The sequence below is a fragment of the Glycomyces salinus genome (assembly GCF_016428645.1).
Lineage (GTDB): Bacteria > Actinomycetota > Actinomycetes > Mycobacteriales > Micromonosporaceae > Glycomyces > Glycomyces salinus.
In genome coordinates, this window is the sequence record NZ_JAELXW010000008.1 from 72,576 (window position 1) to 99,070 (window position 26,495).

The window sequence follows — 26,495 nt, forward strand, 5'->3', positions numbered from 1 at the left end:
TCAGCAGATCCTCGGGAGTTGCTCGCCCAGCGGCATGTCGACAACGCGGGTCGCGCCGATGCCGGTGCGCGCGGTGACGCGCCCGGCGGGCGAGTCGGTGACGGTGCCGATCCGGTGGGCTCCTTCGCCTTCGGGCCGGGCTCGCATCGCGGCGAGCACGTCGTCGGCCGCTTCTGGGGCGACCACGGCGACGAGAGTGCCTTCGCAGGCGAGGTGGAACGGGTCGATGCCGAGCACCTCGCACACGGCGGCGACCTGGTCGGGAACGGCGACGGCGAGTTCTTCGATCCGGATGCCGGCCCCGGAGGCGTGGGCGAGTTCGTTCAGGACGGCCGCGAGGCCCCCGCGGGTGGCGTCGCGCAGGACGTGAACACGGCGCCCGGAAGCGCGGATCATGTCCTCGACCATGCCGGCCAGCGCGCACGAGTCGGATCGGAGGTCGAAGACGAAGCCCTCGCGAGCGGCGAGGACGGCCGCGCCGTGGCGTCCGATCGGACCGGATACGAGGACGGCGTCGCCGGGCTCGGCCCCCGCTGCGGTGACGACGGCGTGCGGCAGGAGTTCGCCGATCCCTGTGGTGTTGATGTAGATGCCGTCGGCGCCGCCGCGTTCCACCACCTTCGTGTCGCCCGCGACGATGTGGACACACGCTTGTTCGGCGGCGCGGGCGGCGGAGGCGGTGATTCGGGCCAGTTCGGCCGTCGGGAAACCCTCCTCGATGATGTAGGCGAGGGTGAGCGCGACCGGCCGCGCGCCCCGCATGGCCACGTCGTTGACGGTCCCGTGGACGGCGAGCGACCCGATGTCGCCGCCGGGGAAATCGTGCGGAGTGACCACGAAGCTGTCGGTGGAGATCACCACACCGACGCCGTCCACGGCGACGATGGCGGCGTCCTCGGCGACGGGGTCGGCGCCGATGGGCGGACCGATGACGGTGTCGAAGAGCTCGGCGAAGAGTCGGCCCCCGGCTCCGTGTCCCATGAGGACGCGGTCGGCGTCGGTGCGGGGCACCGGGCACGCGAGCCCGAGCGGATCTGAGGTCTTCATGTGTTTCTCCCTGCGGGCGAGGTCTGCGGGGCGGCGGTTCGCCCGGCGAGGTGGTAGGCGGAGCAAGTGCCTTCGGTGGAGACCATCGGGGCTCCCAGCGGGCGGCGCGGAGTGCATTCGGTGCCGTAGGCGGCGCAGTCGGTGGGGAGGGCGCCGCCTTGGAGGATCCGTCCGGCGATGCACCGGGGGTCTTCGGTGGCGTTCAGGTCGCCGACGCCGAAGCGCCGCTCGGCGTCGTAGTCGGCGTAGCGTTCGGCGAGGGCCAGGCCCGAATCGGGGATCGGGCCGATGCCGCGCCAGTGGCGGGTGGCGACGTCGAACACCTCGCCGATGGCGTCCTGGGCGGCGGTGTTGCCTTCGCGGCGGACGGCGCGGACGTACTGGTTCTCCACCTCGCAGCGTCCCTCTTCAAGCTGGCGGACGGCCATGACGATGCCTTCGAGGAGGTCGAGCGGCTCGAAGCCGGTGACGACGATGGGGGTGCCGAATTCGGTGGCGAGCGGCTCGTACTCCCTCCAGCCCATCACCGCGCACACGTGCCCGGCGGCGAGGAAGCCCTGGACCTCGTTGTGCTCCGATTCGAGGATCGCGGTCATCGCCGGTGGCACCAGGACGTGGGAGGCGAGCATCGAGAAGTTGTCCAATCCGAGGCGGTGCGCCTCCAAGACGGCCATGGCGTTGGCGGGTGCGGTGGTCTCGAAGCCGACTGCGAAGAACACGACCTGCCTGTCGGGTTCGGCCAGCGCGATGCGGACGGCCTCGAGCGGCGAATAGACGACGCGGACGTCGCCGCCGGCGGCCTTGACGCTGAGCAGGTCCGTCTCGGAGCCGGGGACGCGGAGCATGTCGCCGAAGCTGGTGAAGACGACGTCGGGCCTGGCGGCGATGGCGAGGGCGCGGTCGATGGTCTGGAGCGGGGTGACGCAGACGGGGCACCCTGGGCCGTGGATCATGCGCATCCCGGCGGGTAGCATCTCGTCGATGCCCTGGCGCACCAGGGTGTGAGTCTGGCCGCCGCAGACCTCCATGAGCGTCCACGGCTCGGTGGCGAGCCCGCCCAGTTCGGCGAGGAGGGCGCGAGCCAGGACCGGGTCGCGGTATTCGTCGAGGTACTTCACTGCCCCACCCCCAGTTCGGTCTCCAGAGCGCCGGGCAGGGCGCGGATGACGGCGAGGGTCTTGGCGGCCTCGTCGGGACGGACGCGGCTGATGGCGAAGCCGACGTGGACGATCACATAGTCGCCGATCTCGGCCTCGGGGGTGTAGGCGAGGCAGACGGACCGGCGGATGCCGCCGAAGTCGACCGTGCCCGTCGGCGGGGCGGAGCGGTCGATGGAGAGGATCTCGCCGGGGATGCCGAGACACATCAGCGCTCGTCCTTCCTCGCTCGTCGGGCGGCCAGGATCGCGGCCTGCCCGTATGCGATGCCGCCGTCCCCGGGTGGGACCTTCTCGCCGAGGTGGACCTCGAAGCCGTCGTCTCCGAGGGCGGCGATGAGCCCGTGCGCGAGGATGCGGTTGGCGAACACGCCGCCGCCGAGGCACACGCGCGTGGTGCCGGCGCGGTAGGCGGCGATCTTCACGAGTGCGGCGGTGGCTTCGATGATGGAGGCGTGGAAGCGGGCGGCGACGCGGCCGATCGACTGGGTGCGGGCGTCGACCAGCATGGTCTGGAGCGTCACCGAGGGGTCGAAGACCCACAGCCCGTCGCGTTCGGTGATCTGCCACGGCAGCGGCCGTCCCCCGTAGCCGCCCGCGGCGGCCTCGAGGCGCATCGCGGCCTCGCCTTCGTAGGTGTTGTCGTCGCACAGGCCGAGCAGGCTGGCGGCGGCGTCGAAGAGGCGTCCGGCGCTGGAGACGAGCGGCGAGTTGACGCCGCGTTCGATCATGCGGCGGACGACCGCGATCTCCCATTCGTCCATGCGGTTCAGGAACGGGCCGGCGTAGCCGAGGTCGATCGCGCCCAGTCCGGCTTCAGGGCCGAAGAGGTGGCCCATGGCCATCCGTGCGGGTCGCTCGACGGCTTTCTCGCCGCCGGGCATCGGGACGCGGGCGAAGCGGCCGGTGTGCTTGAAGCCGGTGTAGTCGGCGACCAGGATCTCGCCGCCCCACAGTCGGCCGTCGTCGCCGTAACCGAGGCCGTCGTAGGCGACGCCGACGAACGGGGCGGCCACGCCGTGCTCGGCGGCGCAGGCGACCACGTGGGCGTGATGGTGCTGCACGCCCACGTGGTCGATCCGCTCCAGCTCCTCGGCATACTGTGTGGACAGATATCCGGGGTGCAGGTCATGCGCCACCGCGGCCGGCTCGGCGCCGTACAGCCGGGTCAGTTTCTCGGCGGTTCCGATGAACGCGTCGTAGGACTCTTCGCTGTCGAGGTCGCCGGTGTGCGGTCCGAGTACGACCTGCCCGCCGACCGCGATGGCGCACGTGTGTTTGAGCTGCGCCCCGACCGCGAGTAGCGGCGTAGCCACGGCTTCCGGGAGTGGAAGTGGAGCCGGGGCGTACCCGCGAGCGCGACGCAGCAGCCGCGGCCTGCCGTCGACGATCTGGGCCACAGAGTCGTCGTAGCGGTCCGCGATCGGCCGGTCGTGGGCGAGGATTCCGTCCACTTCACGGCCGAGCTTGGTGACGATCTCGGCGTCGTCGGTGATCATCGGCTCCCCGGGGAGGTTCGCGCTGGTGACCACCAGTGGCCGGTCGAGATCGTGCAGGAGCAGGTGGTGCAGGGGACTGTTGGGCAGGAACAGGCCGATGCGGTCGGAGCCGGGAGCCAGGCTCCACGGGAGGGTTCCGCGGGATTCGGCCAGCACGATGGGCCGGGCCGGTTCGAGCATCAGCGCCTTCTCGGCCCTGGACAGGTAGGCCCCGGCAATGGCGTCGCCGATGTCGGGGACCATCACCGCGAGGGCCTTGGCGGGCCGGGCCTTGACCGCTCGGACGCGCGCGATCGCCGCTTCGTCGGTGGCGTCGCATACCAGCTGGTAGCCCCCGATGCCCTTGACGGCGATGAGGCCGCCCTCGGCGACGGCGCGGACGGCGGCCGCGAGAGCCTCCTCGCGTTCGAGGACACCGCGCCAGGTCAAGTGCGGCCCGCACACCGGGCATGCGATCGGCTCGGCGTGGAAGCGCCGGTCTACCGGGTTCTCGTACTCCTCACGGCAGTGTTCGCACATCGGGAAGTGCCGCATCGTGGTCCGCTCCCGGTCGTACGGGAGGTCCTCGACGATGGTCGCCCGCGGCCCGCAGGACGAGCAGTTGAGGAACGGGTAGCGGTGGCGACGGTCGGCGGGGTCGAACAGCTCCGCGACGCACTCGCCGCAGGTGGCGATGTCGGGGGTGAGGCCGTGGGCCGTGGAGTGTGCGGCCGAGCTGGGGGCGATCGAGAACCGCTCGTGGAGCTGGTCGTCCAGCGGAGTCGTCAGGATCTCGCTGATGAGCGCCCCCGGCGGGATCTCTCGCGGGAGGCGGGCGACGAAGTCGCGGACGGCCCGGTCGTCGCCGAACGCCTCGATGACCACGTCCCCGCCGGCGTTGCTGACCTGTCCTGCGATGCCGCAAGCGTGGGCGAGCCGGTACACATAGGGACGGAAGCCGACGCCCTGCACGATGCCGTGCAACTCGATTCGCTGCGCCGTCCGTTCTGATGCCTTCGCGGTCTTCATGTCCACTCCCTTCGCCGGTACCACCAGCATCGGCTCGCCCGAGCCCCGGCGCATGGGTACTCGCGCCCGTCCATGGGGGACCTTCGGCCTCATATGCGGTGCGCGCGGGCGTTCTAGCGTGGGTTCCAGGAAGGGGGCCGTCATGATTCGACCCGCAGTGATCATCGGCGTCGGCAACGTCTACCGGCAGGACGACGCCGTCGGCATCGAAGTAGTGAACCGTCTGCGCTCGAACGGGGTGCCGCCGTGGGTTACGACGGCCACCTCCGACGGCGAGCCCGCTCGGCTCGTCGAGCTGTGGTCGCAGACGGAGCTCGCGGTGGTCGTCGACGCGTTGAACGTGCGCTCCCCCGATCCGGGCGCCATCCACAGGATCGAGCTCGAGGCGGTCGAGCGGGCCCACGGTTCCTCGGCCAGCTCGCACGGACTCGGCCTCGGCACGGCGGTGCGGCTGGCGCGCGAGCTCGACCGGCTGCCGGGACGACTCATCGTCTACGCCGTCGAAATCAGCGAGTTCTGCTTCGGCGCCGGCATGTCCGGCCCCGTGAGCCGGGCCGCCGACCATATCGCCGAGCATGTCGAAGCCGACCTCGCCGAGTTCCTGGCGTCTCAAGAGCTGATGGCCTGACGCCGTCCCACAGGCCACGAGCCGACGGGCCGCGATCCGATTCCGGATCGCGGCCCGTCTGGTGTCGCGGACAGGTCACTTCAGCCAGGAGTGCTTCTTGACGATCTGGAGGCTCCCCCAAGCCTTGCCGAGGCCGAGCGTGTTCTCGGCGCCGACCAGCGCCAGGCCGATGAGAAGGCCGGCGTAGATCAGGTGGTCGTCCATGAACGGGTTGTTCTCCGGAGGCAGCACCGCGGTCCACATCAGGACCAGCAGCAGCGCCCCGGAGACGGCCGCGATGCGCATGCCGATCCCGGCCACGAGCGCGACCCCGATGCCGGCCAGACCGGCCATGAACAGCACGTCGGCCCATGCCTCGCCCGCGAAGCCCTGATAGAACTCCGCGAACGGACCCGTGGTGGCGAAGCCCAGGAACCCGGAGGTCGGGCTGCCGCCTTCGGTGACGGCGTTCGCGGACTCGGTGGCGAAGCCGAGGCCGAACATCTTGTCGAGGAACGCCCACAGGAAGACCCAGCCCAGTGCGATGCGCAGGCCCGCCCAGACGTAGTCGGCGGCGGAACGCTGCCTCGCCGGGCTCGTGAGCGCGGCGCTGTCGGACTGGTAAGAGGTGGTCATGACTATTCCTTTCGGTTCTGGTCGCCGGTTCCGGTGACACTTACAGCGAACCTCGATTCAGGGTCCCTGAGCAGGGGACCGAGGCCACGACCTGTCGGGACGGTGGACGAAGGTCACCGGGACCCTGGTCCCGAACCGGACATGCGAACGGGCGGCCCCCCGCATCGGAGGGGGCCGCCCTGGTGCGATCGCGGTGTGCGCGGCCGCGATCACGTCCTCGCAGAGGAGGCCAGTGCCTTCGACATGCCTTTGAGGCCGAGTTCCATGGTCTGCCAAGGCAGTCCGCCGTGGAAGGGACGTCCCGCGCGGAACTGCTGCGGCAGGTAGATCCCCAGTGCCTTCTTGCCCAGGCGCCAGACCGGCGAGACGCCGACCAGGTACTGGTCGGACGCGTCGGCGCGGACGTGCACCGGGTGGGCCGGGTCGCCGGTGACCGTGAGGGGCACCTGCGCGAACGTGGCCTTGTCGAACATCTCCATGACGCACATGCTCACCGGTTCGAAGCGGCGCGGGTGCGGGACCGTGCCCGGTTCGATGCGCGAGGCGATGTCGTCGGCGACCGCGTCGGCCTGGAGGAACGCCAGGAACGCCTGCTTGACCGGGAAGTTTCCGGCGTCGCCGGGCGCGTAGACGTCCTCGGTGCCTTTGACGCGGCGGGTCTCCGGTTCGGTGAGCAGGAAGCCGCGGTCGTCGACCGGCAGGTTCGGGTAGTCCACTGCCGCCGAGTAGGGCGGAAACGAGATTAGCAGGTCGTAGGTGTGGACGGTGCCGTTGGCATAGTGGACCCGGTCCGGTTCGACGGCGGTGACGGCGTGCTGGGTGTAGCCGTTGATGCCGCGCTCGCGGAACTGTTCGATCACGACCTGGTCGAGTCGGGGCCCGAACGCCTGGATGTAGGTCTCCTCGTAGGTGGTGAAAGTGACGCAGACGCTGTCGCGCAGGTGGTGGCGGCGCAGCCAGGTCTCCAGCATGAACACGATCTCGTACAGCGGACCGGCGCATTTGTTGCCCGGTGGCACCAGGAACAGCACGTGCTGGGGCTTGCCCGACTCGACGGCGGCGCGGAGCTTCTCGAGGGAGGCGCCCAGCGAGCGCATCTGGTCGGGCGTCCATATTGTCTGGGCGTATTCGGCCAGGCCGGGGATCTCTTGGGGACGCATCGCGGCACCGGTGGCGAGCACGAGGTAGTCGTACGGCACTCGCGTGCCGTCGGTGAGCTCGACGTGCTTGCCGACCTTGTCGACGTGCGTGAGCGATCCGCGGAGCAGCTCGATGCCGCGCCGTTCGGTCGGCTTCGAAAGAGGGATGCGGAGCTTCTCCTCCTCGCCGCCGAACGGGATGTAGATGGTGTTCGGTTTGAACAGGAAATCGCGGTCGTCGGCGATCAGGATCAATTCGACCCGGTCGCCCAAGTGCGATCGCAATGTGAAGATCGTCTCCAGGCCGGCGAATCCGCCGCCGACCACGACCACTGTCGGTGTCGCGTTCATGGCCCCTCCCGAGGTGTATCAGCGCACCTCAATACCACCAGCGGAACGCCGGTCTCGGCAGTGACCAAACACCGGACCGGCCGGGACCTCGGTCCTTCCTGCACAGGGTTCAGCCTCCGGCGAACGTCCGAATCCCGGCGGCGACCTGTCGGTACGCCTCGGCCGCCGCACGGACGTTCGCCCCGCCGACGTCCCCGGCGAAGGTCTGGCGGATCGCCTCTAGGACCGCATGGGGACGATGGTCGGCGGTGCTCGTGACCGCGGATCGGCGCGAGGGGCGCCGATTGGCTCCAGGAAGTCCAGGCCCCGCTCGGCACTCGAGCGGTCGCCTTCGACACGCGGTCCGAACTCCGCATCCCCGGCTCCGCCGCCCGAAACGCGACTCGCAGGCTCCGCAAGGCCGGCTTCCGCATCGCCGCCGGCCCGGAGAGCTTCTCGGTCAAGAGGACCCTGGGACCGCTGCTGCCCGACGAGGTCCAGCGCGCTCACCGTTGGGCGGCCGAGCTCGCCTCCCGACTACCGACCGTCGAGCAATAGGTCGACCAGATGCGTTCGAAGGCTCGGTCGGTCTGCGAAGGCGCCGACGGATTGTCCGGGGAAGCGTCACGAGCCGACGTTCGCTGGTCGGAGGTCCCGCGCGGGTGGGACCAATGGACATGGCCCGGGGCGCGGCCGCGAACAAGGGTTGAACCAAGAAGGCTCCGCACCTTCCAGGTCGGAGCCCGGACCAAGGGAGACCCGATGCCGACGATCATGACCACCTACAACGGGAAGATGCGCTTCCGCGCCGCGATCAGGGACCGTCGACTCGATATCGACGTCGCAGCGGGTTTCGGCGGCACCGGCCCGGAGCCGACACCCCCCGAACTGTTCGCCGCCTCGATCGGGTCATGCGTGGCCGCCTACGTCGCCGGCTACTGCGAGCGGCACGAGATCGACACCACCGGCCTTGCCGTCGAAGTCGACTACGCCAACGCCACCGGCCCGGCCCGCCTCGACGACTTCAAGGTGATCGTGCGACTGCCGAACGCCTCGGTCGGGCCGCAGCGCGAACGGATCCTCAAGGAGGCGCGGCGGTGTCTGGTCCACCAGACCCTGACCCACCCGCCCAGCATCGAGTTCGCACTGCTCGACGCACCCGCCCGCCCCGCCGACCACCCGCGCACCGTCCAAGAGGCCCGCTGATGGGCACATACGGACGTCAGATCGTCGGCGACCGCGTCGATGAGATCATCGACCGACTCAACCAGGGCATCGCCGCCGAGTTGAACGACGCCTACCGGTAGCAGAACGCGTTCCCGCAGAGCGAGGTCGGCACCGCGACCTCCTCGAACAACTTCTTCCGCGAGATCGGCGCCACCCTCGGTGTCGCGGTAGTCGGCGCGATCTTCACCAACCGGCTCACTGACGCACTCGCTGGGATCGGGACGGACTTCGGCGGCGCCGGGGCCGAGTCGATCACCCCCGCGATCGTCAGTGGACTGCCGGACGGCATCCGCGACCAGATCGTCACCGCCTACGCCGACGCCCTGCTGCCGGTCTTCGCCGGCCTCGTTCCGGTCGTGCTCGTCGGCACAGTGCTCGCGTTGCTCCTGCCCAACCGCGAGCTCGGGGGTGACAGCGCCGAGGAGCCCGACAAGGAACCGGTCTCCACCGGAGCCGCCTGAGCGATGCCCCGGATGTCGAGCTGAGCGCCGCCTTCACTGCCATCCGCAGTGCGGGCGGCCTCATCATGGAACTCGTTCCCCGAAGCATCGCGAAGCCATTGACATCCGTAGATTTCTTGGTGGATAATAGTTTTATAAATAGATCCAACAAATAGCCCATCCGGAAGTCGCTGCGGTCGAATCGAACCTTCACGAAAGGAAGTGCGATGCCTCCGAGGGACGGCGGCGAGCGTGGGAGCCGGCGTCTTCGACCTTCCGCGAGGCACCAGCGCGGCCACCGTGATCCCCAGCCGCTCGGCCTGGAGCTCGCGGAGGCCGCCTCCCAGCGGCCAGGTCTACTGGAACACCGGCGTCGGCACCGCATGGGACTTCGAACGTCAGCGGCTACAGAGAGAACCAGTAAGGGGAAATGCTCGTGGGTTCAACAAAGGGAAGAATCAGGGCCGCGTTCGGCGCCGTGGTGTTGGCGGTCGTCGTATCGGTCACCAGTATCTGGACGACCCCTGCGTCGGCCGACACCATGACAGAGCTGAACGCATCGCAGATCGTCGCGGACATGGGCGCCGGTTGGAACCTCGGCAACAGCCTGGAAGCCAACGCCAACGGCTATCCCAGCGAAACCGCGTGGAACAACCCGACCGTCACTCAGTCGCTGATCGACAGCGTGCAGGCGGCGGGGTTCGACACGATCCGGATCCCGGTGTCCTATCTGAATGCCATCGGTTCCGGCCCGGACTACACGATCGACGCCGCCTGGCTGAACCGAATTCAGGAAGTCGTCGACTACGCCTACGACCGGGGCATGTATGTGGTCATCAACATGCACGGCGACGGCTACCACACCATCGACGGTGCCTGGCTGCTCTGTGACGCGTCCGATCAGACGACGATCCAGGCCAAGTACCAGCGGGCATGGGAGCAGATCGCCACCAGGTTCGCCGACTACGACGAGCACCTGATCCTCGAGTCCATGAACGAGAACTTCGACGGACAGTACGGCGAACCCACGCAGCCGTGCTATTCGAACATCAACACCTACAACCAGATCTTCGTCGACACCGTGCGACAGACCGGTGGCAACAACGGTTCGCGGTGGCTGCTCGTCCCCGGCTGGAACACGAACATCGACTACACCACCGGAGACTACGGCTTCGAGATCCCGACCGACGACCACCGCTCCTCCTCCGTTCCCGGCGACGAGCAGCGGATCATGATCTCCGTGCACTACTACGCTCCGTGGGACTTCGCCGGAGAGGAGAACGGCAACATCACCCAATGGGGTCCCAACGCGACCGATTCATCACGAACGTCCACCTGGGGACAGGAGGACTACATGGACTCGCAGCTGCAGAAGACCCACGAGGCATTCGTCTCGCAGGGATACCCGGTCGTCGTCGGCGAGTGGGGCTCGATCGACAAGTCATCGCACGACTCGGCGAACAATCAGTACCGCGAGGACTTCGCGAACACCCTGGTGTCCACCGCCGGCCAGTACGGAGCCGCCACCATTTACTGGGACAACGGCGTCAACGGGCAGTACGGGTTCGGACTGTTCGACCGATACTCCAATACGGTGACCCAACCGGGCATTGTCGATGCCATCATGAGCGCCATCGGTGATGACGACCCGGATGACCCGGACAACCCGGGCGACTCCGCCGCGATCGTGGGTGCGGCGTCGGACCGCTGCCTGGACATCCCGAACTCCTCGACGACGAACGGGACGCAGGCGCAGCTGTGGGACTGCCAGCAGACCTCCGGCCAGCAGTTCACCCACACCTCCGCAGGCGAGCTGGAGGTGGGCGGCAAGTGCCTCGACGCGGAGGGCTGGGGTTCGACCGACGGCACTCGGGTGGTGATCTGGGACTGCACTGGCGGTAACAACCAGCGGTGGAGCGTGAACTCGAACGGCTCCATCACTAACATCCACAACGGACTCTGTCTGGACGCCGACAGCGGCGGCACCGCCAACGGCACCCAGATCATCCTCTGGACCTGCCACGGCGGCGACAACCAACGCTGGGCCCTCCAGTAGACCCGACCGCATTGGGCGTGTGGGCGGCACCGCGATGCGGTGCCGCCCTTTCCTTGCGCCTGACTCAGAGGGCCTTGCGTACGGCCGCCGCCAGGTCCGGGGCCGCGTCTTCGTCGGCATCGGCGATGCCCACGCCGTAGTGGAACCCCACAGTCGCTCCATCAGAGACGGTCAACTCCTCGGAGAAGAACGGCGCGGGGTTGAGGCAGGCGAACTCCTCGCTGCGGGCGAACCACTGCGGCGGACGGTGCGGGTTGTCGGCGTCGTCGACCATGAGCACCAGCGAGGTGGCATCGGCGTCGTCGTGGCGCCCGGCGAAGCCCATCCACTCATGACGCTGACCGCGAACATCGTCGCCGGAGCCGGAGCCCTCTGCGGTGACGAGCCGGCCACCGGTGAAAGCGCGCGGCCCGCGCCAGAACAGGCCGCCGTACCCGGCATTCTCGCGCCCCTTGGTGGTCGGCGAACCGATCGCGATGTCGCGTCCGGAGACGTTGGTCAGCTCGGTCTCGAAGGTGAGCATCCAGGCGGCCGAGGAGAGGATCCTGGCGCTGAGGCTACGCCGCTCGGAGATGAACCTGCGGCCGGACTGGGTGATCCAGTCCAGTTCATGGGCCAATTCGACGGCGCCACCGACCTGCTCCAGGCGGGTGAAATCGCGGTGCAGCTGCGCGCCGTTGTTGTCCTTCTGCACGTAGAACCGCCCGTGGACGTAGGTCGGCCCGCCCCAGAAGTTCTCCTCCCCCACATGCGGCAGCGACAATGTGATGCCCTTGTGCCACACGTGGTCCCAAGGCCGGAACAAGCTCACCAGGTGACCGGCGCGGGTGCGGATCGGGTGCAGGTACGGCTTGGGCGACTCCAACTGCGGCGTGTCGGGCCGGTAGACGTACCGGAACAGGTCGATCTCGCCGTCGCGGACGATCACCGCGGTTCCGAGGTCGTGGCGGATGTCGAGCTGGCTCATACGGTCCTCTCCTTGAGCGGCGCCCAAGGGACGGCACCGCCATCCATGCTGCGGGTGAACGGGTCGTCTCCGGAGTGCGTGCGGCGCATGTGTCGCGGGCGGCGTCGGGACCCGGCATCGGCGTTCCTTCGCATCAATAAAGTGATCGTTCACTATCTGAGGTTCAATTTAAGATAGTGAACGATCACTCCTGTGTCAAGATGATCAGTGAAGTCAGTGAGAGGAAACTGAGCGCATGACCGAACGTTCCACCGAATCGCGACGGCCGACGATCAAGGAGGTCGCGCGCCTGGCCGGTGTCTCTCACCAGACGGTGTCCCGCTACCTGCGCTCCAGGAACGGCCTGAAACCGGACACGCTCTCGCGCATCGACGCGGCCGTCAGCGAACTGAACTACCGGCCGAACCTGGTCGCGAGATCCATGCGGACCCGCCGGACCGGCCGCCTGGCGATCCTGTTGCCGACCATGGTCTTCAACCCGGCGCGGTTGTTGCACGGCGCGACCGAGGCCGCCCACGAAGCCGGCTACACCGCCGAGGCGGTCAGCGTCATCGGCGACGCCGAGGCCAGGACCGATCGGCTGCTCGAGATCGCCGGCACCGGACAGGTCGAGGGCATCCTGGCACTGGCCCCGATCACCCCCGGAGTCGCGGACCACCTACCGCGAGAAGAGACCATCGTCGTCGCGGCCGACTTCGACGACCAGATGCGCGGCATCGGCGAGCTGGCCGACGCCTCGGCGCTGGTCGAGATCATGGAGGGTCTCGTCGAGTTCGGGCACCGTCGCTTCTTCCATGTGACCGGGAATCTGCAGTTCGCTTCGGCGCGGGCCAGGAAGGCCGCGTACCTCGAGACCGTCGACCGGCTCGGCCTGGAGTCCGCCGGGGTCGTCGACGGCGACTGGTCGGGCAAGTCCGGATACGACGCAGTGCGCTCGCTTCCGGACGAGGCGATGCCGACGGCCATCGTCGCGGCCAACGACGTCGTGGCCGCGGGGGTGATCCGTGCCCTGTTCGACCGCGGCCTGGAGGTTCCCGGCGACGTCAGCGTCACCGGCTGGGACAACAACGAAGTGTTCCAGTACCTGCCGCCGACCCTGACCAGCGTCGCAGTCAACTTGGAGGGCCTGGGCCGCAACGCCATGCTGAACCTGGTCAAGGCGATCACCGGCCGCGAGCTCGAACCCGCGCCGCACCCCCTGCAACGCGTGATCTGGCGCGAATCGACCGGCCCGACGACGCACGACGGATAAGGCCGAATATCCGGAGGCACGGCACCCGCTGAGACGGCGGGCGGACGTCATAGCGTGCATTCGACCGTCCGGATTCGGGTCAGGCGGCTTGGCGGGTAAAGCGCTGGTTGTCGTTACCGGTGTAGGTGTATTGGGAGAAGCGGGCGCCGTCGGCGGTCGAGTACTCCCACACGTCCATGGCCAGGCCGGAGGCCCGGTTGATGAGGCTGACGGCCCCGCCGCCGTGCTCGACGATGCTCCACTGCTGGCCGGCGGCGTCCGATTCGGGTTGCTGGGTGATGTCGGCGCCGTTGTCGTTGCTCGCCACTTGCAGGACGAGGCCGGAGTGGCGGGCCTTGATCCGGTAGTGGTCCTCGCCGGCGTCGATGAACTCGAACTGCTGGTTGGTCCGGCCGGTCGGCGTCCACTGGATCAGCGTCGCCCCGGCCGCGGTCGAGATCCCGTCGATGTCGGCGTACTTGCCGCTGTGCTGGGCGACCAGGCGGTAGAGGCCGGTGGGTTCGGACGGCCCCTCACCCAGTTCGGCCTCCCACCGGGTGTCCGATCCGGCCGCGTCGGCCGGGAGGCGGTCACGGGCGGCGGTGTCGCCGTACATGCTCCAGCGCGCCCAGTCCTTGACGGTCATCCTGAAGCGCTGGTCGTGCCAGAAGTCGGAGTGGCCGCCGCCGATGAAGGTGAGGAACCCCTTGGGCCAGGTGATCTCGTTGTACGCCTGCCGGGCCGAGGAGTACGCCGTGGTCGGGTCCTGGTCACCGTGGACGAACAGGACCTTGGCCGAGACCGAGTCGGCGGGGTCGCCCATGTCGAGGCACGACTGCGGGTTGGCGGAGATGATGCGGCTGTCGGGCCAGGCCGTGAGCAGGCCGTGGGTGGTCATGCCGCCCATGGAGTGGCCGCAGACGCCGACGCCGATGTCGGTGTTGATGTGCCCGGCGAGCGGTCCGCTGGTGTTGAGGTCGAGGGTGTTGGTGAGGAGCTGTGAGACGTCGCGGGAGGTGTTGCCGCTGTTGACGTCCTCGAAGTTGTGCTGGAAGTGCGGAGCGGGGACGATGAAGCCCGCCGAGGCCAGGTCAGGGGCGAACGTGGAGTTCTGCGGGTTGCCGCCCAGGCCGTGGGTGTAGTTGTAGACGGGGAAGACCCCGTCGGCGACCGGTGCGCCCGTGACTGGGCTCCCGCCAGGCGCGCCGGTGGCCGGGTAGAACACGTACGTGGTGACTGGGCGGCTGCCCCGGTACCAGTCGTACCGGCGCACGCCCACGGCGAACGGATCGGCCGGAGCGGGATCGGCGGCCGCGTGCCCGAAACCGAGCATGGACGCGCCCGCGCCCAGGACTCCGGCCGCGCCCAGATGCAGGAAAGTGCGTCGTTGCATTGACATGAGGACTCCTTCTTGGAGGGGGCGGATGGTTCGGGGGCCGCGGTCCACCGGCGGACGGCGCCCCGGCCCTGCGCCTTATTCGCCGTTGACGGTCTTGTAGGCGTCGGTGAAGGGCGCTCGCGCGGCCTCGCCGCCGTTGTTCAGAAAGGTTTCGACCATGGCCGGGATCTCCGCGATCTCGGCGCGCCCATACGACACGTCGGCCTCCTGGTCCTTCAGGGTCTGCGACGCGGCAAGGAAATTCGCGGGGGCATCGACGCGGATGCCTGCGAAGATGTCCTTCTCAAGGAACTCCAAGACCGAGGCGTCGTAATCGAACCGCTGCCGGACCAGCTCGGGGTCGCCGGTGTGGAACGTCTGGACCCTGCCGGAGATGCCGTAGTAGCCGCCGATGACCTCGCTGCCGTGTTCGGTCGTCCGCGGGACCCCTTCGTCGTCGAACTCGAAGTGCTCGCCCTCGATGCCGTAGTCGAGCAGCTGGTTCTCGATCGTGCTGAAGGGAGCGGCGCAGAAGTTGGCGACGTCGAGGATCTCCTCGACCTGCTCTGCGGAGAGCTTCTTGCTGAGGAACAGCCAGCCCTCGACATCGTTGCCGCCGAATACCACCGGGGCCCGATCGCCCACGGCGATGGGGCCGAGCGGGACGATATCGCCCTCGACCTCGCCTCTGGTGACACTGCTGTCGAAGTCCCCCCAGTAGGACATGCCGTCCTGCTTGAACAGGGTCGTCCCCGCCTTGTGCAGCTCCTTGGAATCCAGCGAGGCCGCGGGGGCGTCGGGGTGGACGAGCTTCTCGTCCCAAAGCGTGCGTCGGAACTCGAGCCACTCGGTGTACTCAGGGCGTTCGCAGTTGTGAACGAGTTTTCCGTCGATCCAGGCCCAGCCGTGGCCGGAGGCCAGACCGAACCACTGGGGAGTGAGGTAGTCGAGGCCGTAGAAGGCCCACTTGCCGGCCGCCTCGTCCGACCAGGCGCGGGCGACCTCGAGCACCTCCTCGACCGTGGTGGGGATCGCCAGGTCGGCCTCCTCGAGCAGGTCGGTGCGGACGAACATCCCGTTCTGCGGACCACCGCGCAGATTGCCGGGAATGCCGTAGAGGCGGGCGCTCTCGGAATCCTCGGGGTCACTCGACCAGACCGACTTGCCCCAGGCCTCTGTGGCCCGGCCGGCCAGCAGCGGCCACCGGTCGGAGATGTCACCGGTGAGGATGTCGGTCAGATCGTAGAACTGGTTGACGACCGTTTCGCGGAAGTCCGTGTGGGAGGTGAGCATCCAGCTGTACATAAAGATGCCGTCGCCGAACTCGCCGGCCCTGAGCCACTGGACCGAGGTGTCGGCGAAGGTGTTGCCGTCGGCGTGGCGGAGGTCGATGGTGGTGCCGCCCCATGCCTCCTGGACTGCCGAGAAATAGGAGTCGTCGCTGGAAGGGGGCGTGCCCCAAGTCGGGATGGTGAGTCCGTAGGTGCCGGTGTTGGCGGGGACTTCGGCGATCGCCTGCGCCGGCTCCGGGTATGAGGTGAATCCGGACGGGTGGTTCGGCGGCTCGCCCACCAGATCGGGCTCGACCGGCAGCGGCCATTCCTTGTACTGCGGCAGGAAGTCGAAGCCTTCGGTGAGCTGAGTGCTGCCTTCGCCCGTCTCGATGTCGCCGCAGGCGGCGATGAAGGGAAGGCCCGCGGCGCCGACCGCGCCGAAACCGGCCGCCTTGAGCAGGGAGCGGCGCCGGAAGACCGACGAGTCTGAGGGAGTGGCCACGTTGCTGTCCTTTCGGTCGTACTGCGTTGTGAGGGTTCGTATGGAGGGGGTACAGCCGGTAATGCGTTCGGCTGTTCGAATAGCCGCCGCTGAGCGCCCGCCACGGCGATGACTGCTCGCCTGCGGCCCAAGGCGGCCCGGACCCGACCGCCCGCGGCTATCGGACGTCGACCCAGTAGCTGTTGGTGTCCAACTGGCCGCTGCCGGTGAAGACCTCGGTACCGGCCTGGACGCTGGTGAGGTACTTGCTGTTGCTCAGCCACCCCCGGTTCACGAGGTTGCTGGTGAAGTCCCGCAGGTCGAAGCCCACCGAGTTGGTGTTCGAGGTGCGGATGAACGAGAACACGTTCCATCCGACGCCGTTGCCCGCGTCGATCCAGCCGCGGTACAGGTCCCAGGAGCCGCCGCCGAGGTTGACGGTGGTCTGGTAGGTGCCGGCCGGCCCCGCCCCGCCCGTCCGGTAGGGCCAGATCATGATCTCGTCGGTGGGGTTGTTCGACCAGTCCGGATCCGACTGGGGATGCAGCCACAGGTCATAGGCGACGTTCATCGTGCCCGACGCGTTCACGCTGTAGTCCCAGGTGGTCGGGACACTGCGGTTGTCGCTGAGCCGCACCGGGAGTTCCGTGCCGGGACGCTCCCAACCCCAATGCCAACCCAGGACAGAGCTGGAGAAGCTCTTGACCGAATAGGGATCCCCGCTCCAGTCCCAGGTGGTGCCCCACCCGATGGTGTCGCCGGACTGCCAGTTGTCCCACGTGCACTGCCATCCCGAACCCGAGCCGTTGCCCCAGAGGTTGTTGGTGACGTAGTACTTGCCCATCGCGATGGTCGCGCCCTTATCGCAGGTGCTTGCAGCCTGGGCGGGCGAGGCCGCGACCAGGGTCGAGGCCAGGGCGATGCAGAACGCGGCGACGAGCCCGGTGATCAGACGCTTGAGGGGCGTCTTTCGTCTCTCGAGGAGCATCTCAGATCCTTCCGTTGCGGTGCTGTCGGACCAGAGTCGGTCACGAATGACTAGTTTGTTTAGTCACCTTATAAAACTAGGTTATAGCGTCGAACTCAAAACTGTCAATGCATCTGTTGAAGAGTTTTCCGAGGTCAAAACGGAAATTGGGCATCCTTTTAGGCCGGATCGTCGATCGAAGCCGCACCGGCGCGAGCGGCTGCCGATTGACCCGGAACCCGGTCCCTCATGGAGGCCCGTCCACTTACTCCTCTCCTCGAACTGCCGTTACCTCGGTGCTCCTCCGAAGGGCGCCACGGAGGGCCTTGCGCACGGCCGCCGCCAGGTCCGAGGTCGCGTCCTCGTCGGCATCGACGCCCCCTTGCGTAAATAAAGTGATCGATCACTATTTGAGGTTCAGTCAAAGATAGTGATCGATCACTCCTGTGTCAAGATGATCATTGAAAACAGTGAGATAAACTGGACGAAGTGGTCGAGTTGGGGTGAGAGCGGGACGACTCCTAGGGACTGCGCCAAGAGCGCCGACCGGCTTCCCTCCGGCACCCCACGATCAACTTCCGGGGCAGCATTTAGACAGGCGAATCCATGAGGTCGCAGTCCCGAGATCGGATCGATCCAGGATCCTTGCGACGGCGCCACCGCGGCCCGTCACGGCGGTTATGGTCGGATGCGCCGCGGCCGCGCAAACGCTTCACCAAGGGCACTATGCCGATCGTGCCGGAACGACTGCAAGGCATTCGCCGAGTCCGGGGCCGAGCACGCCCGCGACTACCAGCCCACCGGCCGACCCAAAGGCCCCACCAGACCTGCATAGCAAAACAGGCCGAACCTTTGCAGGTTCGACCTGTTTCCCATCTCCTGAGAGATGACAATGGTCGGGACGACAGGATTTGAACCTGCGACCCCCCGCTCCCAAAGCGGGTGCGCTACCAAGCTGCGCCACGTCCCGGGGTCGGCCGTCCGGGGACGGCCGTAGTCAGGTTACAGCAATCGTGCTTGAGTTCCTGACCTGGTTGACTGCAATCAGGGTCACTGTCCTGCTGCGGGGCTCGGGGTGGTGGGGTGTTGGAGGGCGTGGCGGGCGGTGTAGAGGATGGTCCATTGCAGGGCCATTCCGGCCGCGCCGCACCACATGGCCGCTCTTGGGGAGGCCAGTTCGCCTATCGTGGCGGCCGCTGCCGCTCCGAGGGCCACCGCGCCCATGAGGGCGAAGCGGAACACCGAGTTCATGCGGCCGAGCAGGGGGTCGGGGGTGACCTGTTGGCGCAGGCTGACGCCGATGACGTTGGCCATGCCGACGACCGACCCGACCAGTGCCCAGGCGGCTCCCGCCAGCCACACCCGCCAGTCGGGGCCGACCAGCGGCAGGCACAGCGCGGGCGGGGCGGCGATCGCGCCGACCGCCCACAGGGCGCGGCCGGTGCCGAGCCGGGATCGGAGTCGGCGGGCGAGGGCCGCGCCGGCGAAGGTGCCGGCGCCGCCGGCGGCGAGCATGAGCCCCAGGCCGTAGGTCGGCAGGCCGGAGTCGATCCAGACCAATGGCAGCATCGCCAGGAACATCTGGATCGACCAGTTGTTGACCGCCCCGGAGAAGGCGAGTGCCCGCAGGGCGCGGTGGCGCCAGACGTGGCGCAGTCCTTCGGCGATCTGCCGGGCCATCGGGGCGGCCGGTTCGGTCGTGTCGGCCTCGGTGCGGATGCGGCGTACGAACAGGGCCGACCAGATGAACCCGGCGGCGTTGCCCAGGACGGCCAGCGGGGCGCCGATCAACGCGATCAAGAACCCGGCGATGCTTCTGCCGCCGATGTTGAGACCGGAGTCGAGCGCGACCAGTCGGGCGTTGGCGCCGGTGAGGCTCTCGCGGTCGACGATCGCCGGCAGCAGGGACTGCTGGGCGATGTCGAAGGCGGTCGTGCCGATCCCGGCGAGGAACACGACGGCGTACAGCTGCCAGATCGTCAGCGCCTCCAGCCACCAGGCGAGCGGCACACTGGCCAGCAGCGCCGCCCTGGCGAGGTCGGTGACGACCATCAGCCGGCGTTTGCGGCCGCGGTCGATCCACGCCCCCGCGGGCAGGCCGAACAGCAGGGCCGCCGCGGTGGCCAGGGCCGCCAGCGTGCCGACCTCGCCGGCGGACGCGTCCAGCGCCTCGATCGCGACCAGTGGCACGGCGACATACGAGATGTGGGTGCCGAGCCTGGCCGCGACGGCGGCGGTGAACAGGTCGCGGAAGTCGCGATTGCCGCTCAACCGGTGGGAGCGGGACTCGTCTGGGCGTGTCGGTGTCTCGGTCACCGGGCGAGCGTGTCGCCGGGGCGAGGTTCGCGACCATGAATTTAGCTGGAGCTAAATTCAGAAGGTGATCGAGTTGCAGTTGTCCGTCGCAGATCTGGCCAACACGAGGTTCGCGCTCTCACCGCTGTGGGAGGTCGTCGCCAGTATCAGGGTGCTCAAGGCGCCCGGGGAGCACCTGCTCCACCGCCGTTGGGTCGGCCGCGCCGCCCAGCGCCTGCGCGGGGCCGACCTGCGACAGCTGTTCGACCTAGTCCCGGTGCCGACCGCGAGCCTGCCCGCCTTCCTGGCCCCGCCCCCGGCGACCTCGACGCCCGATTTCGGAACCGAGCTGGCCGCGGTGCGGGCCCTGGACACCGGCCTGATCCGGGACGGCTTGGAAGCGCTGCCGCCCACGCCCGCCGTTGAACGGTTCCGCGAGGACGTCCCCGCCGGGCTCGAACGCCTCGCCACGGCGATCGAAACCTACTGGGAGGCGGCGCTCGCTCCGTGGTGGCCCCGGATCCGCACCCTCTGCGAGAGCGATCTGCTGTACCGCTCGCGGGTGCTGGCCGAAGGCGGCGCGCGGCGGCTGTTCGCCGACCTCGACCCGCGGGTCTCCTGGGACGCCGGCGGGACGCTGCGGATCGAGAACCCGCTGTTCGACCGCACCGAGCCGCTGGGCGGGCGCGGCCTGCTGCTGGTGCCGTCCGTCTTCGGCGGCGAACGCATCTTCTCGGTCTCGGCCGAGCCGTGGCAGCCGACGGTGCGATACTCCCCCAGGGGCCTCGGCCTGCTGTGGCGGGCGCCCGACCGGGAGGCGGAGGCGGGATTGGTCGGCGTCGTCGGCCCGACCCGCGCCGCCCTGCTCACCGCGTTGAGCGAACCGGCCACGACCACCGAGCTCGCGACGCGATGCCGCCTGAGCGCGGGCGGGGTCTCGCAGCAGCTGCGGCTCCTGCTCCGGGCCGGACTGGTGACCCGGCACCGCATCGGGCGGCGCGTCCTGTATGCGCGGACCCTCGCCGCCGAATCCCTGCTCGAAGCCGGGGAATGAGACCTCATCGACCTCATCCACAGTAGCCTCTCCGTGGGCGTCCCTCGATGGCTGCGAGAATGCGGGCGTGGGCATTGAAACGCAGTTGCGGCGGGCCATCACCGTCTTCCGGTTCGCCGCGCTCGGCTACCCGCTGGTGATGTGCGCGATCCTGTTCGGGGTCCTCGTCCGCCCGGTCACGGCGCTGCTCCTGGTCGCCTCGATCGCGCTGTGGACGTGGCTGGTCAGCGCCTCCTATGCGCGCCACGGGTTCAAGACGAGCCTGCTCTACGCCGACCTGGCCGCCACCGTGGCGGCGGTGGTGGCTTCGGCCTGGGCCCTGGAACTGTCCGACCGGACCGCCGGGATCTCGGTCGGGCCGTGGCAGGCCGGGGCGGTGCTGGTGTGGGCGGTCTCGGGAGGCCGCCGCCGCGGCGTGATCGCGGCGGCCGTCATCTCGGCGGTCACCATGCTCTTCCGCGGCGGGATCAACGAGAACACCGTCAGCGAGGCGATCCTGCTGATCCTGACCGGCCTGATGGTCGGGCACCTGACCCGGCTCGCGGTCGAGGCCGAGCGGCGGATGCGGCAGGCCGCCGCCCGGTCGGCCGCGGCCCGCGAGCGCGAGCGGCTGGCCCGCGACATCCACGACTCGGTGCTCCAGGTGCTCGCGCTGGTCCAGCGGCGCGGCAACGAGGTCGGCGGGGAGGCCGCCGAGCTGGGGCGGCTGGCGGGCCAGCAGGAGGAGGCGCTGCGGACCCTGATCAGCTCCGAGTCCTACCGCCATCCCCTCGACGGGCAGCGGGACGTGCGCGAGCTGCTGGGGAAGCACTCCGGGGAGTCGGTCACGATCGCCGCCCCGGCCGTGCCGGTGCGGCTGCCCTCCCGTTACGCCCACCAGTTGGCCGCGGCCGTCTCCAGCGCCCTGGACAACGTCCGCGAGCACTGCCCGGAGGGCACGCACGCCTGGATGCTGGTCGAGGACGACCGCAACGCGGTCACCGTCACCGTCCGCGACAACGGCCCCGGCATGGCCCCGGGCAGGCTCGCCGAGGCGGCAGCCGAGGGGCGCCTGGGGGTGGCCCAGTCGATCCAGGGCAGAATCGAGGAACTGGGCGGCGAGGTCGTCGTCGTCTCGGCGCCGGGCGCCGGGACGGAAGTGGAGATGCGGATGCCGCGTCCCAGACCGAAGGCGGGAGGCCATGGCGACACTGATGGTGGTCGATGACCACCCGATCTGGCGCGACGCGATCAGCCGGGACCTCGGGGAGGCCGGGCACGAGGTCGTCGCCTGCCTGGGCGAGGGACGGCAGGCCCTGACCGCGATCCGCCAGCACCAGCCGCAGGTGGCGATCCTCGACCTCCAGCTTCCCGACCTCTCCGGCGTGGAGGTCCTGCGCGCTCTCGGCGAGGACTGCAGCACCGAGGTGCTGGTGCTGTCGGCCAGCGGGGAGTCCGACGACGTCCTGGAGGCGGTCAAGGCCGGAGCCCGCGGCTACCTGCTGAAATCGGCCAGCACCGCCGAGCTGCTGGAGGCGGTCGAGCGGGTCGCGGCCGGGGACGCGGTCTTCACTCCGGGCCTGGCCGGGCTGGTGCTGGGCGAGTACCGCCGCCTGGCCGGCGCCCCCGCCGAGGAGCAGCGGCCGCGCCTGTCCGAGCGCGAGACCGAGGTGCTGCGCCTGGTCGCCAAGGGGTTGACGTACAAGGAGATCGCCGCGCGACTGTACCTGTCGCCCCGGACGGTGCAGAACCACGTGCAGCGCACGCTGGGCAAACTCCAGCTGCACAACCGCGCCCAGCTGGTGCGGTACGCGATCGAGCACGGCATCGACGAAGCGTGAACTGAGTACTTTCGCTCAATCCCCTGAGTAGTACGCACCGGTAACTCAAGCTGGTTCGCCGATGCGCTCCGGCCCGGGATGCGGCCGAATAGAGGTATGACCACCGCAGCCCCCAGCCCCCCGCGAAGCGCCCTGGCTTCCCGGCTCGACGCGATCCTGGACTCCGGCCGCCTGCCGGGGCGCGTCGGCGCCGTCTTCGCCGAGGCCGACAGCGGACGGATCCTCTACGAGCGCGACCCCGACCGGCTGCTCACCCCGGCCTCGGCGCTCAAGGTCGCCACCGCCGTCGCCGCCGCACACCGGCTCGGCCACCAGCACCGCATCCCCACGTCCCTCGCCGAGGCCGGCGGCGACGCCGTCGCACTCCTGGCCGGAGGAGACGTCACGCTGAGCCGCAACGGCATCGGCCACTATCCCGGTGCGGCGAGCCTCGGCCGCCTCGCGCGGACGGCCCTGGTCGCCCGGGGCGGCCGGACGCCGCGCACCCTCATCGTCGACCCCGCCGCCCGGGGTGCCGCCCCTGCACCGGGGACCGATCCGGAGGACCTGCGCCACGCCACCGCACCGATGGCGCCGATCATGCTCAACGGCGGCCGCCTCCGGCGCACCCACGACCGCCGCCGCCACTCCCCCGGCGCGGTGGCCGTGCGCAGCCTGAGCCGGATGCTCGACATCGACCGCGTCCTCGAGCTCCCGGTCGATCCGGTCTCGGCCCCGATCGCGACCGTGTGGTCGCCTCCCATGTCCGTCCTCATCGGCCATATGCTGCGGGAGTCGGACAACACCCTCGCCGACGCGATCGCGCTGCGACTGGCCGAGAGCGCCACCGGCGCCCGCACCTGGACGGGGGTCGGCCGCGCCGTCACCGCCGCGCTGGACGAGATCGGAGTGGACTGCGCGGGCGCGGCCATCGTGGACGGCTCGGGGCTGTCCCGCGCCGACCACTGCACGGCCGCCTTCCTCACCGACCTGCTGATAGCCGCCTGGAACCGGCCGCGGCTGCGTCCGATCCTCCAGACTCTGCCGATGGCCGGGGAGACCGGCACCCTCCGCGACCGGTTCGCCCACGCCCCGGAGGCGGTCGGCGCCGTCCGCGCCAAGACCGGCACGCTCACCGGGGTCGCCTCCCTGTGCGGCGTCGCCACCGGGCCCCGCCCCATCGCCTTCGCCATTCTCAGCGGAGGCGTCACCGACCAGACGGCCGCCCGCGCCGCACTCGACGAGGCCGCCGCGGCGGCCGTGGACTTCAGGGAGTAGCACCATGACCGAGAACGCCTATCTGACCGGCGCCGGAGCCTATCTGCCCGGCGAAGCGGTCGGCAACGACCAGATGGCCGCCCGCCTCGGCGGCGTCGACGACCGCGGCGAGCGCCTGCGCCGACGCGTCCTGGCCTCCAACGGCATCGCCGCCCGCCACTACGCGCTCGACGCCGAGGGCCGCACCACCGAACTCAACGAGGAGCTGGCCGCCAAGGCGATCGGCGCCGCCCTCGCCGACCGCGACCTGGACGCCGCCGACCTCGACATGCTCGCCACCGCCACCACCCAGGGCGACCTGCTCGTCCCCGGGTTCGCCTCGATGGTGCACGGCCGCCTCGGCGGCGGGCCGATGCACCTGCTCTCGGCCTCCGGGGTGTGCGCCTCCAGCCTCGCCGCGCTCGACGCGGCCGTCGCCAAGGTCCGCCTCGGCGACCACGAGCGGGCCGCCGTGGTCGGCTCCGAACTGGCCAGCCGCTGGCTGCGGCGCTCCCGCCTGGACGGCGCCGAGGCCGACGCGGCGTTCCTGCGCTGGATGCTCTCCGACGGCGCCGGGGCCGTCATCGTCGAGCCCCGGCCGCGCCCCGGCCGGCCGTCGCTCCGCGTCGACTGGGTCCGGCACGTCTCCCTCGCCCACGAGCATCCGGTGTGCATGCGGGCCGGGCTCGGCGACGGCCTCGAACCGCGCGCCGGAGCCACCTGGCAGGACCTCGACCTGGAGGAGTCCGTGGCCTCCGGGATGATGCGGCTGCGGCAGGACACGAGCGCGCTCGGGCGCCTGGCCGAGGCCGGCCTGCGCGAGTTCCAGCGCCTGACCCGCGCCGGACTGGTCGACCTCGACCGGCTCGACCACGTGCTGTGCCACTACAGCACCCACGCGTTCCGCGACATCGTCTTCAAGCTGCTGGCCGACGCCGGAGCGGACGTCCGGACCGAGAAGTGGTTCTCCAACCTCGCCGAGAAGGGCAACACCGGGGCGGCCTCGATCTTCATCGCGCTCGAGGAGCGCTGGCGGTCCGGCGCGATCGAACCCGGGCAGACCGTGCTGCTCGCCGTCCCCGAATCCGGCCGCTTCTCCTTCGCCTTCGCCCACCTGACCTGCGTCGCCCCCGACGAAACGGAGCCCGTCATGCCCGCCCGGATCGAAGCGGCACCGGCCGCCCCCGAAAGCCTCCACGGCCGCCTCGACGAGGTCTGGCAGGACTTCGAGCGCCGCCTCGAACAGGTCCCGATCCTGCGCCGCCTCGACGAGGGCACCGTTACCCGCCACGACTACATGCGTCTGCTGCACAACCTGCGCCAGCAGGTCGCCGACGGCGCCCGCTGGATCACGCGCGCCGCCTCGAACTTCTCGGTCGAGAACTTCACACTGCGCAGCAGCGCGATCCACCACGCCGACGAGGAGCACCGTGACTTCATGATGCTCGAACGCGACTACGTCGCCTGCGGCGGCGACGCCGAGGACATCCGCTCCGGCGAGAAGAACCTCGGCTCCGAGGCCCTGTCGGCCTACATGTTCCACACCGCGAGCCGGCCCGACCCGGTCTGCCTGCTCGGGGCCATGTTCATCATCGAGGGCTTGGGCAACGGCAAGGCCGCCGAATGGGCCGTCCGCTTCCAGGAGGTGCTCGGCCTGCGCGACGACCAGGTGAGTTTCCTGCGCTACCACGGCATGGCCGACGAGGACCACTACGCGAAGCTCCAGAGCCTGCTCGCCTCCGAGCGGGTGAACCGGGAGGCCGACGCGATCGTCAAGACCGCCAAGGTCGTCGCCCGCCTCTACGCGCTCCAGTTGGAGGAGCTCGATAATGTCTGACCCCTCGTTGTGGGACGCGGTCGAGGCCGACCCGACCCTGCCACTGGAGGCCGACGTGGCCCGCAAGGTCGTCGACGACCAGCGGCGCTGGAGTCGCACCTGGCTCTACCCGGTCGCGCGGCCCGTCTCGCGGATCACCGCGCTGCTGATCGTGGTCGCCAAGCGACTCACCCCGTTCCGCTGGACCGCCCACCGGACCATGGACCGGCTGTGCCTGTGGTTCCTGCGCCGCTTCGTGTCGGCGAACGCGGTCGAACTGCTGATCCGGCACTTCGTCATCGAGACGAACCTGCTGAACTTCATCATCCGCAACACCGGCGCGCCCGGCCTCGAGCCGGTGTCGCTCCGGCCGACCACCCTGTCGGGCCTGGGCGACCGCGCCGTCATCGAGCACGACATCAACGTCTACGACGTCCTGTCCGCCCTCGGTCCGGTCCCCAGGGAGAAGCCCCTGCTCGACTACCGGGACCTGGAGATCCCCGAGCTCGACCCCGAACCGCGCAGGCGCCGCCTGCTCAACCTGGACATCCAGACCGCGCTGTGCCTGATGAACCTGCCGTTCGCACTCTGCCTGACCCCCGAGGAGTACCGGCGGGCCGTCCACTCCATGCGCTTCGACGACTCGATCCTGACGATCCTGGCCGAGATCACCGGCGACCCGGCGTTCCTCAAATGGCACCGGGGCGAACTGACCGTCAGGGTCGACTCCAACACCGACGTGCCCGAAGCGGTCTACCGCCACGCCGTGATCTGCGAATACGCGCACGCCCACCTGCTCCGGGCCGCGGCCGAGCGGCGATCGGCTTGAGC

General features: G+C 69.4%; 21 protein-coding genes and 1 tRNA gene. 10 read left to right on the top strand and 12 right to left on the bottom strand.

Going from position 1 to position 26,495, the window contains the following annotated elements:
• Genes hypE through hypF form a run of 4 tightly spaced genes read right to left on the bottom strand, consistent with a single transcriptional unit; the run spans position 1 to position 4,710 of the window.
• Positions 1–1,047 (bottom strand): hydrogenase expression/formation protein HypE, encoded by a 1,047-nt coding sequence (gene hypE / locus JFB92_RS03420; protein ID WP_199034916.1) that lies wholly within the window; start codon positions 1,045–1,047, stop codon positions 1–3.
• Complete coding sequence (hypD, locus tag JFB92_RS03425) at positions 1,044–2,165, bottom strand: hydrogenase formation protein HypD (RefSeq protein WP_199034922.1); 1,122 nt, start codon at positions 2,163–2,165, stop codon at positions 1,044–1,046. The genes hypE and hypD overlap by 4 nt, the downstream gene beginning before the upstream one ends.
• The gene (locus tag JFB92_RS03430) at positions 2,162–2,413 is read right to left on the bottom strand and encodes a HypC/HybG/HupF family hydrogenase formation chaperone (RefSeq protein WP_199034924.1); all 252 of its coding nucleotides are present in this window, start codon (positions 2,411–2,413) and stop codon (positions 2,162–2,164) included. The genes hypD and JFB92_RS03430 overlap by 4 nt, the downstream gene beginning before the upstream one ends.
• Positions 2,413–4,710: a carbamoyltransferase HypF gene (gene hypF, locus JFB92_RS03435; protein WP_199034926.1), complete on the bottom strand. Its 2,298-nt coding sequence runs from the start codon at positions 4,708–4,710 to the stop codon at positions 2,413–2,415. The genes JFB92_RS03430 and hypF overlap by 1 nt, the downstream gene beginning before the upstream one ends.
• A gap of 142 nt (positions 4,711–4,852) precedes the next feature.
• Between hypF and JFB92_RS03440 the strand changes: the two genes are divergently transcribed.
• Entirely contained in the window at positions 4,853–5,338 is a 486-nt protein-coding gene (locus JFB92_RS03440) for a hydrogenase maturation protease (RefSeq protein ID WP_199034928.1), read from the top strand.
• Between the two features lie 75 nt (positions 5,339–5,413).
• On the opposite strand, the gene JFB92_RS03445 is transcribed toward JFB92_RS03440, so the two are convergent.
• Both JFB92_RS03445 and JFB92_RS03450 read right to left on the bottom strand, forming a co-directional pair.
• Positions 5,414–5,953, bottom strand: coding sequence for a DoxX family protein (locus tag JFB92_RS03445; RefSeq protein WP_199034930.1), 540 nt, complete (start codon positions 5,951–5,953; stop codon positions 5,414–5,416).
• Between the two features lie 209 nt (positions 5,954–6,162).
• Entirely contained in the window at positions 6,163–7,443 is a 1,281-nt protein-coding gene (locus tag JFB92_RS03450; RefSeq protein WP_199034932.1) for an NAD(P)/FAD-dependent oxidoreductase, read from the bottom strand.
• 741 nt (positions 7,444–8,184) lie between these two features.
• Here JFB92_RS03450 and JFB92_RS03455 point away from each other — a divergent pair.
• Together JFB92_RS03455 and JFB92_RS03460 are read left to right on the top strand one after the other, a co-directional pair.
• Entirely contained in the window at positions 8,185–8,628 is a 444-nt protein-coding gene (locus JFB92_RS03455; protein WP_199034935.1) for an OsmC family protein, read from the top strand.
• A 1,002-nt stretch (positions 8,629–9,630) separates the two neighbouring features.
• Positions 9,631–11,145, top strand: coding sequence for a lectin (locus tag JFB92_RS03460; RefSeq protein ID WP_199034936.1), 1,515 nt, complete (start codon positions 9,631–9,633; stop codon positions 11,143–11,145).
• A gap of 64 nt (positions 11,146–11,209) precedes the next feature.
• On the opposite strand, the gene JFB92_RS03465 is transcribed toward JFB92_RS03460, so the two are convergent.
• Positions 11,210–12,112: a DUF6807 domain-containing protein gene (locus JFB92_RS03465; protein WP_199034938.1), complete on the bottom strand. Its 903-nt coding sequence runs from the start codon at positions 12,110–12,112 to the stop codon at positions 11,210–11,212.
• 235 nt (positions 12,113–12,347) lie between these two features.
• Here JFB92_RS03465 and JFB92_RS03470 point away from each other — a divergent pair, with 235 nt between their 5' ends.
• The gene (locus JFB92_RS03470; protein ID WP_199034940.1) at positions 12,348–13,364 is read left to right on the top strand and encodes a LacI family DNA-binding transcriptional regulator; all 1,017 of its coding nucleotides are present in this window, start codon (positions 12,348–12,350) and stop codon (positions 13,362–13,364) included.
• A 79-nt stretch (positions 13,365–13,443) separates the two neighbouring features.
• On the opposite strand, the gene JFB92_RS03475 is transcribed toward JFB92_RS03470, so the two are convergent.
• The 5 genes from JFB92_RS03475 to JFB92_RS03495 all read right to left on the bottom strand — a co-directional run bounded on the left by JFB92_RS03475 (position 13,444) and on the right by JFB92_RS03495 (position 19,759).
• Positions 13,444–14,736, bottom strand: coding sequence for an RICIN domain-containing protein (locus JFB92_RS03475; RefSeq protein ID WP_199034942.1), 1,293 nt, complete (start codon positions 14,734–14,736; stop codon positions 13,444–13,446).
• A gap of 81 nt (positions 14,737–14,817) precedes the next feature.
• Positions 14,818–16,497 carry a type 2 periplasmic-binding domain-containing protein gene (locus tag JFB92_RS03480; protein WP_199034943.1) on the bottom strand — a complete coding sequence of 560 codons (1,680 nt, stop codon included), beginning with the start codon at positions 16,495–16,497 and terminating at the stop codon, positions 14,818–14,820.
• Positions 16,498–16,654: 157 nt separating this feature from the next.
• On the bottom strand, positions 16,655–17,464 hold the full coding sequence (locus JFB92_RS03485; protein ID WP_199034944.1) for a GH12 family glycosyl hydrolase domain-containing protein: 810 nt from the start codon (positions 17,462–17,464) through the stop codon (positions 16,655–16,657).
• Positions 17,465–18,336: 872 nt separating this feature from the next.
• Positions 18,337–18,413, bottom strand: a tRNA-Pro gene (locus JFB92_RS03490).
• An 80-nt stretch (positions 18,414–18,493) separates the two neighbouring features.
• Positions 18,494–19,759 (bottom strand): MFS transporter, encoded by a 1,266-nt coding sequence (locus JFB92_RS03495; RefSeq protein WP_199034945.1) that lies wholly within the window; start codon positions 19,757–19,759, stop codon positions 18,494–18,496.
• Positions 19,760–19,823: 64 nt separating this feature from the next.
• Here JFB92_RS03495 and JFB92_RS03500 point away from each other — a divergent pair, with 64 nt between their 5' ends.
• From JFB92_RS03500 to JFB92_RS03525, 6 genes are all read left to right on the top strand, one after another.
• Positions 19,824–20,792, top strand: a complete 969-nt coding sequence (locus JFB92_RS03500; RefSeq protein ID WP_199034946.1) for an ArsR/SmtB family transcription factor — start codon at positions 19,824–19,826, stop codon at positions 20,790–20,792.
• 67 nt (positions 20,793–20,859) lie between these two features.
• Entirely contained in the window at positions 20,860–21,999 is a 1,140-nt protein-coding gene (gene macS, locus JFB92_RS03505; RefSeq protein ID WP_199034947.1) for a MacS family sensor histidine kinase, read from the top strand.
• Positions 21,974–22,612: a response regulator gene (locus tag JFB92_RS03510; protein ID WP_199034948.1), complete on the top strand. Its 639-nt coding sequence runs from the start codon at positions 21,974–21,976 to the stop codon at positions 22,610–22,612. Before macS ends, JFB92_RS03510 begins: the two co-directional genes overlap by 26 nt.
• A 96-nt stretch (positions 22,613–22,708) precedes the next feature.
• Positions 22,709–23,869: a D-alanyl-D-alanine carboxypeptidase/D-alanyl-D-alanine endopeptidase gene (gene dacB / locus JFB92_RS03515; RefSeq protein ID WP_199034958.1), complete on the top strand. Its 1,161-nt coding sequence runs from the start codon at positions 22,709–22,711 to the stop codon at positions 23,867–23,869.
• A gap of 4 nt (positions 23,870–23,873) precedes the next feature.
• Entirely contained in the window at positions 23,874–25,685 is a 1,812-nt protein-coding gene (locus JFB92_RS03520; RefSeq protein ID WP_199034959.1) for a 3-oxoacyl-[acyl-carrier-protein] synthase III C-terminal domain-containing protein, read from the top strand.
• Positions 25,678–26,493 carry a DUF6999 family protein gene (locus JFB92_RS03525; RefSeq protein WP_199034960.1) on the top strand — a complete coding sequence of 272 codons (816 nt, stop codon included), beginning with the start codon at positions 25,678–25,680 and terminating at the stop codon, positions 26,491–26,493. The genes JFB92_RS03520 and JFB92_RS03525 overlap by 8 nt, the downstream gene beginning before the upstream one ends.
• The last annotated feature ends 2 nt before the right edge of the window (positions 26,494–26,495 follow it).

Coding starts and splice junctions, on each gene's coding strand:
- hypE (WP_199034916.1), bottom strand. CDS start 1,047: ATGAAGACCTCAGATCCGCTCGGGCTCGCGTGCCCGGTGCCCCGCACC.
- JFB92_RS03430 (WP_199034924.1), bottom strand. CDS start 2,413: ATGTGTCTCGGCATCCCCGGCGAGATCCTCTCCATCGACCGCTCCGCC.
- hypF (WP_199034926.1), bottom strand. CDS start 4,710: ATGAAGACCGCGAAGGCATCAGAACGGACGGCGCAGCGAATCGAGTTG.
- JFB92_RS03440 (WP_199034928.1), top strand. CDS start 4,853: ATGATTCGACCCGCAGTGATCATCGGCGTCGGCAACGTCTACCGGCAG.
- JFB92_RS03445 (WP_199034930.1), bottom strand. CDS start 5,953: ATGACCACCTCTTACCAGTCCGACAGCGCCGCGCTCACGAGCCCGGCG.
- JFB92_RS03450 (WP_199034932.1), bottom strand. CDS start 7,443: ATGAACGCGACACCGACAGTGGTCGTGGTCGGCGGCGGATTCGCCGGC.
- JFB92_RS03455 (WP_199034935.1), top strand. CDS start 8,185: ATGCCGACGATCATGACCACCTACAACGGGAAGATGCGCTTCCGCGCC.
- JFB92_RS03460 (WP_199034936.1), top strand. CDS start 9,631: ATGACAGAGCTGAACGCATCGCAGATCGTCGCGGACATGGGCGCCGGT.
- JFB92_RS03465 (WP_199034938.1), bottom strand. CDS start 12,112: ATGAGCCAGCTCGACATCCGCCACGACCTCGGAACCGCGGTGATCGTC.
- JFB92_RS03470 (WP_199034940.1), top strand. CDS start 12,348: ATGACCGAACGTTCCACCGAATCGCGACGGCCGACGATCAAGGAGGTC.
- JFB92_RS03475 (WP_199034942.1), bottom strand. CDS start 14,736: ATGCAACGACGCACTTTCCTGCATCTGGGCGCGGCCGGAGTCCTGGGC.
- JFB92_RS03485 (WP_199034944.1), bottom strand. CDS start 17,464: ATGCTCCTCGAGAGACGAAAGACGCCCCTCAAGCGTCTGATCACCGGG.
- JFB92_RS03510 (WP_199034948.1), top strand. CDS start 21,974: ATGGCGACACTGATGGTGGTCGATGACCACCCGATCTGGCGCGACGCG.
- dacB (WP_199034958.1), top strand. CDS start 22,709: ATGACCACCGCAGCCCCCAGCCCCCCGCGAAGCGCCCTGGCTTCCCGG.
- JFB92_RS03520 (WP_199034959.1), top strand. CDS start 23,874: ATGACCGAGAACGCCTATCTGACCGGCGCCGGAGCCTATCTGCCCGGC.
- JFB92_RS03525 (WP_199034960.1), top strand. CDS start 25,678: ATGTCTGACCCCTCGTTGTGGGACGCGGTCGAGGCCGACCCGACCCTG.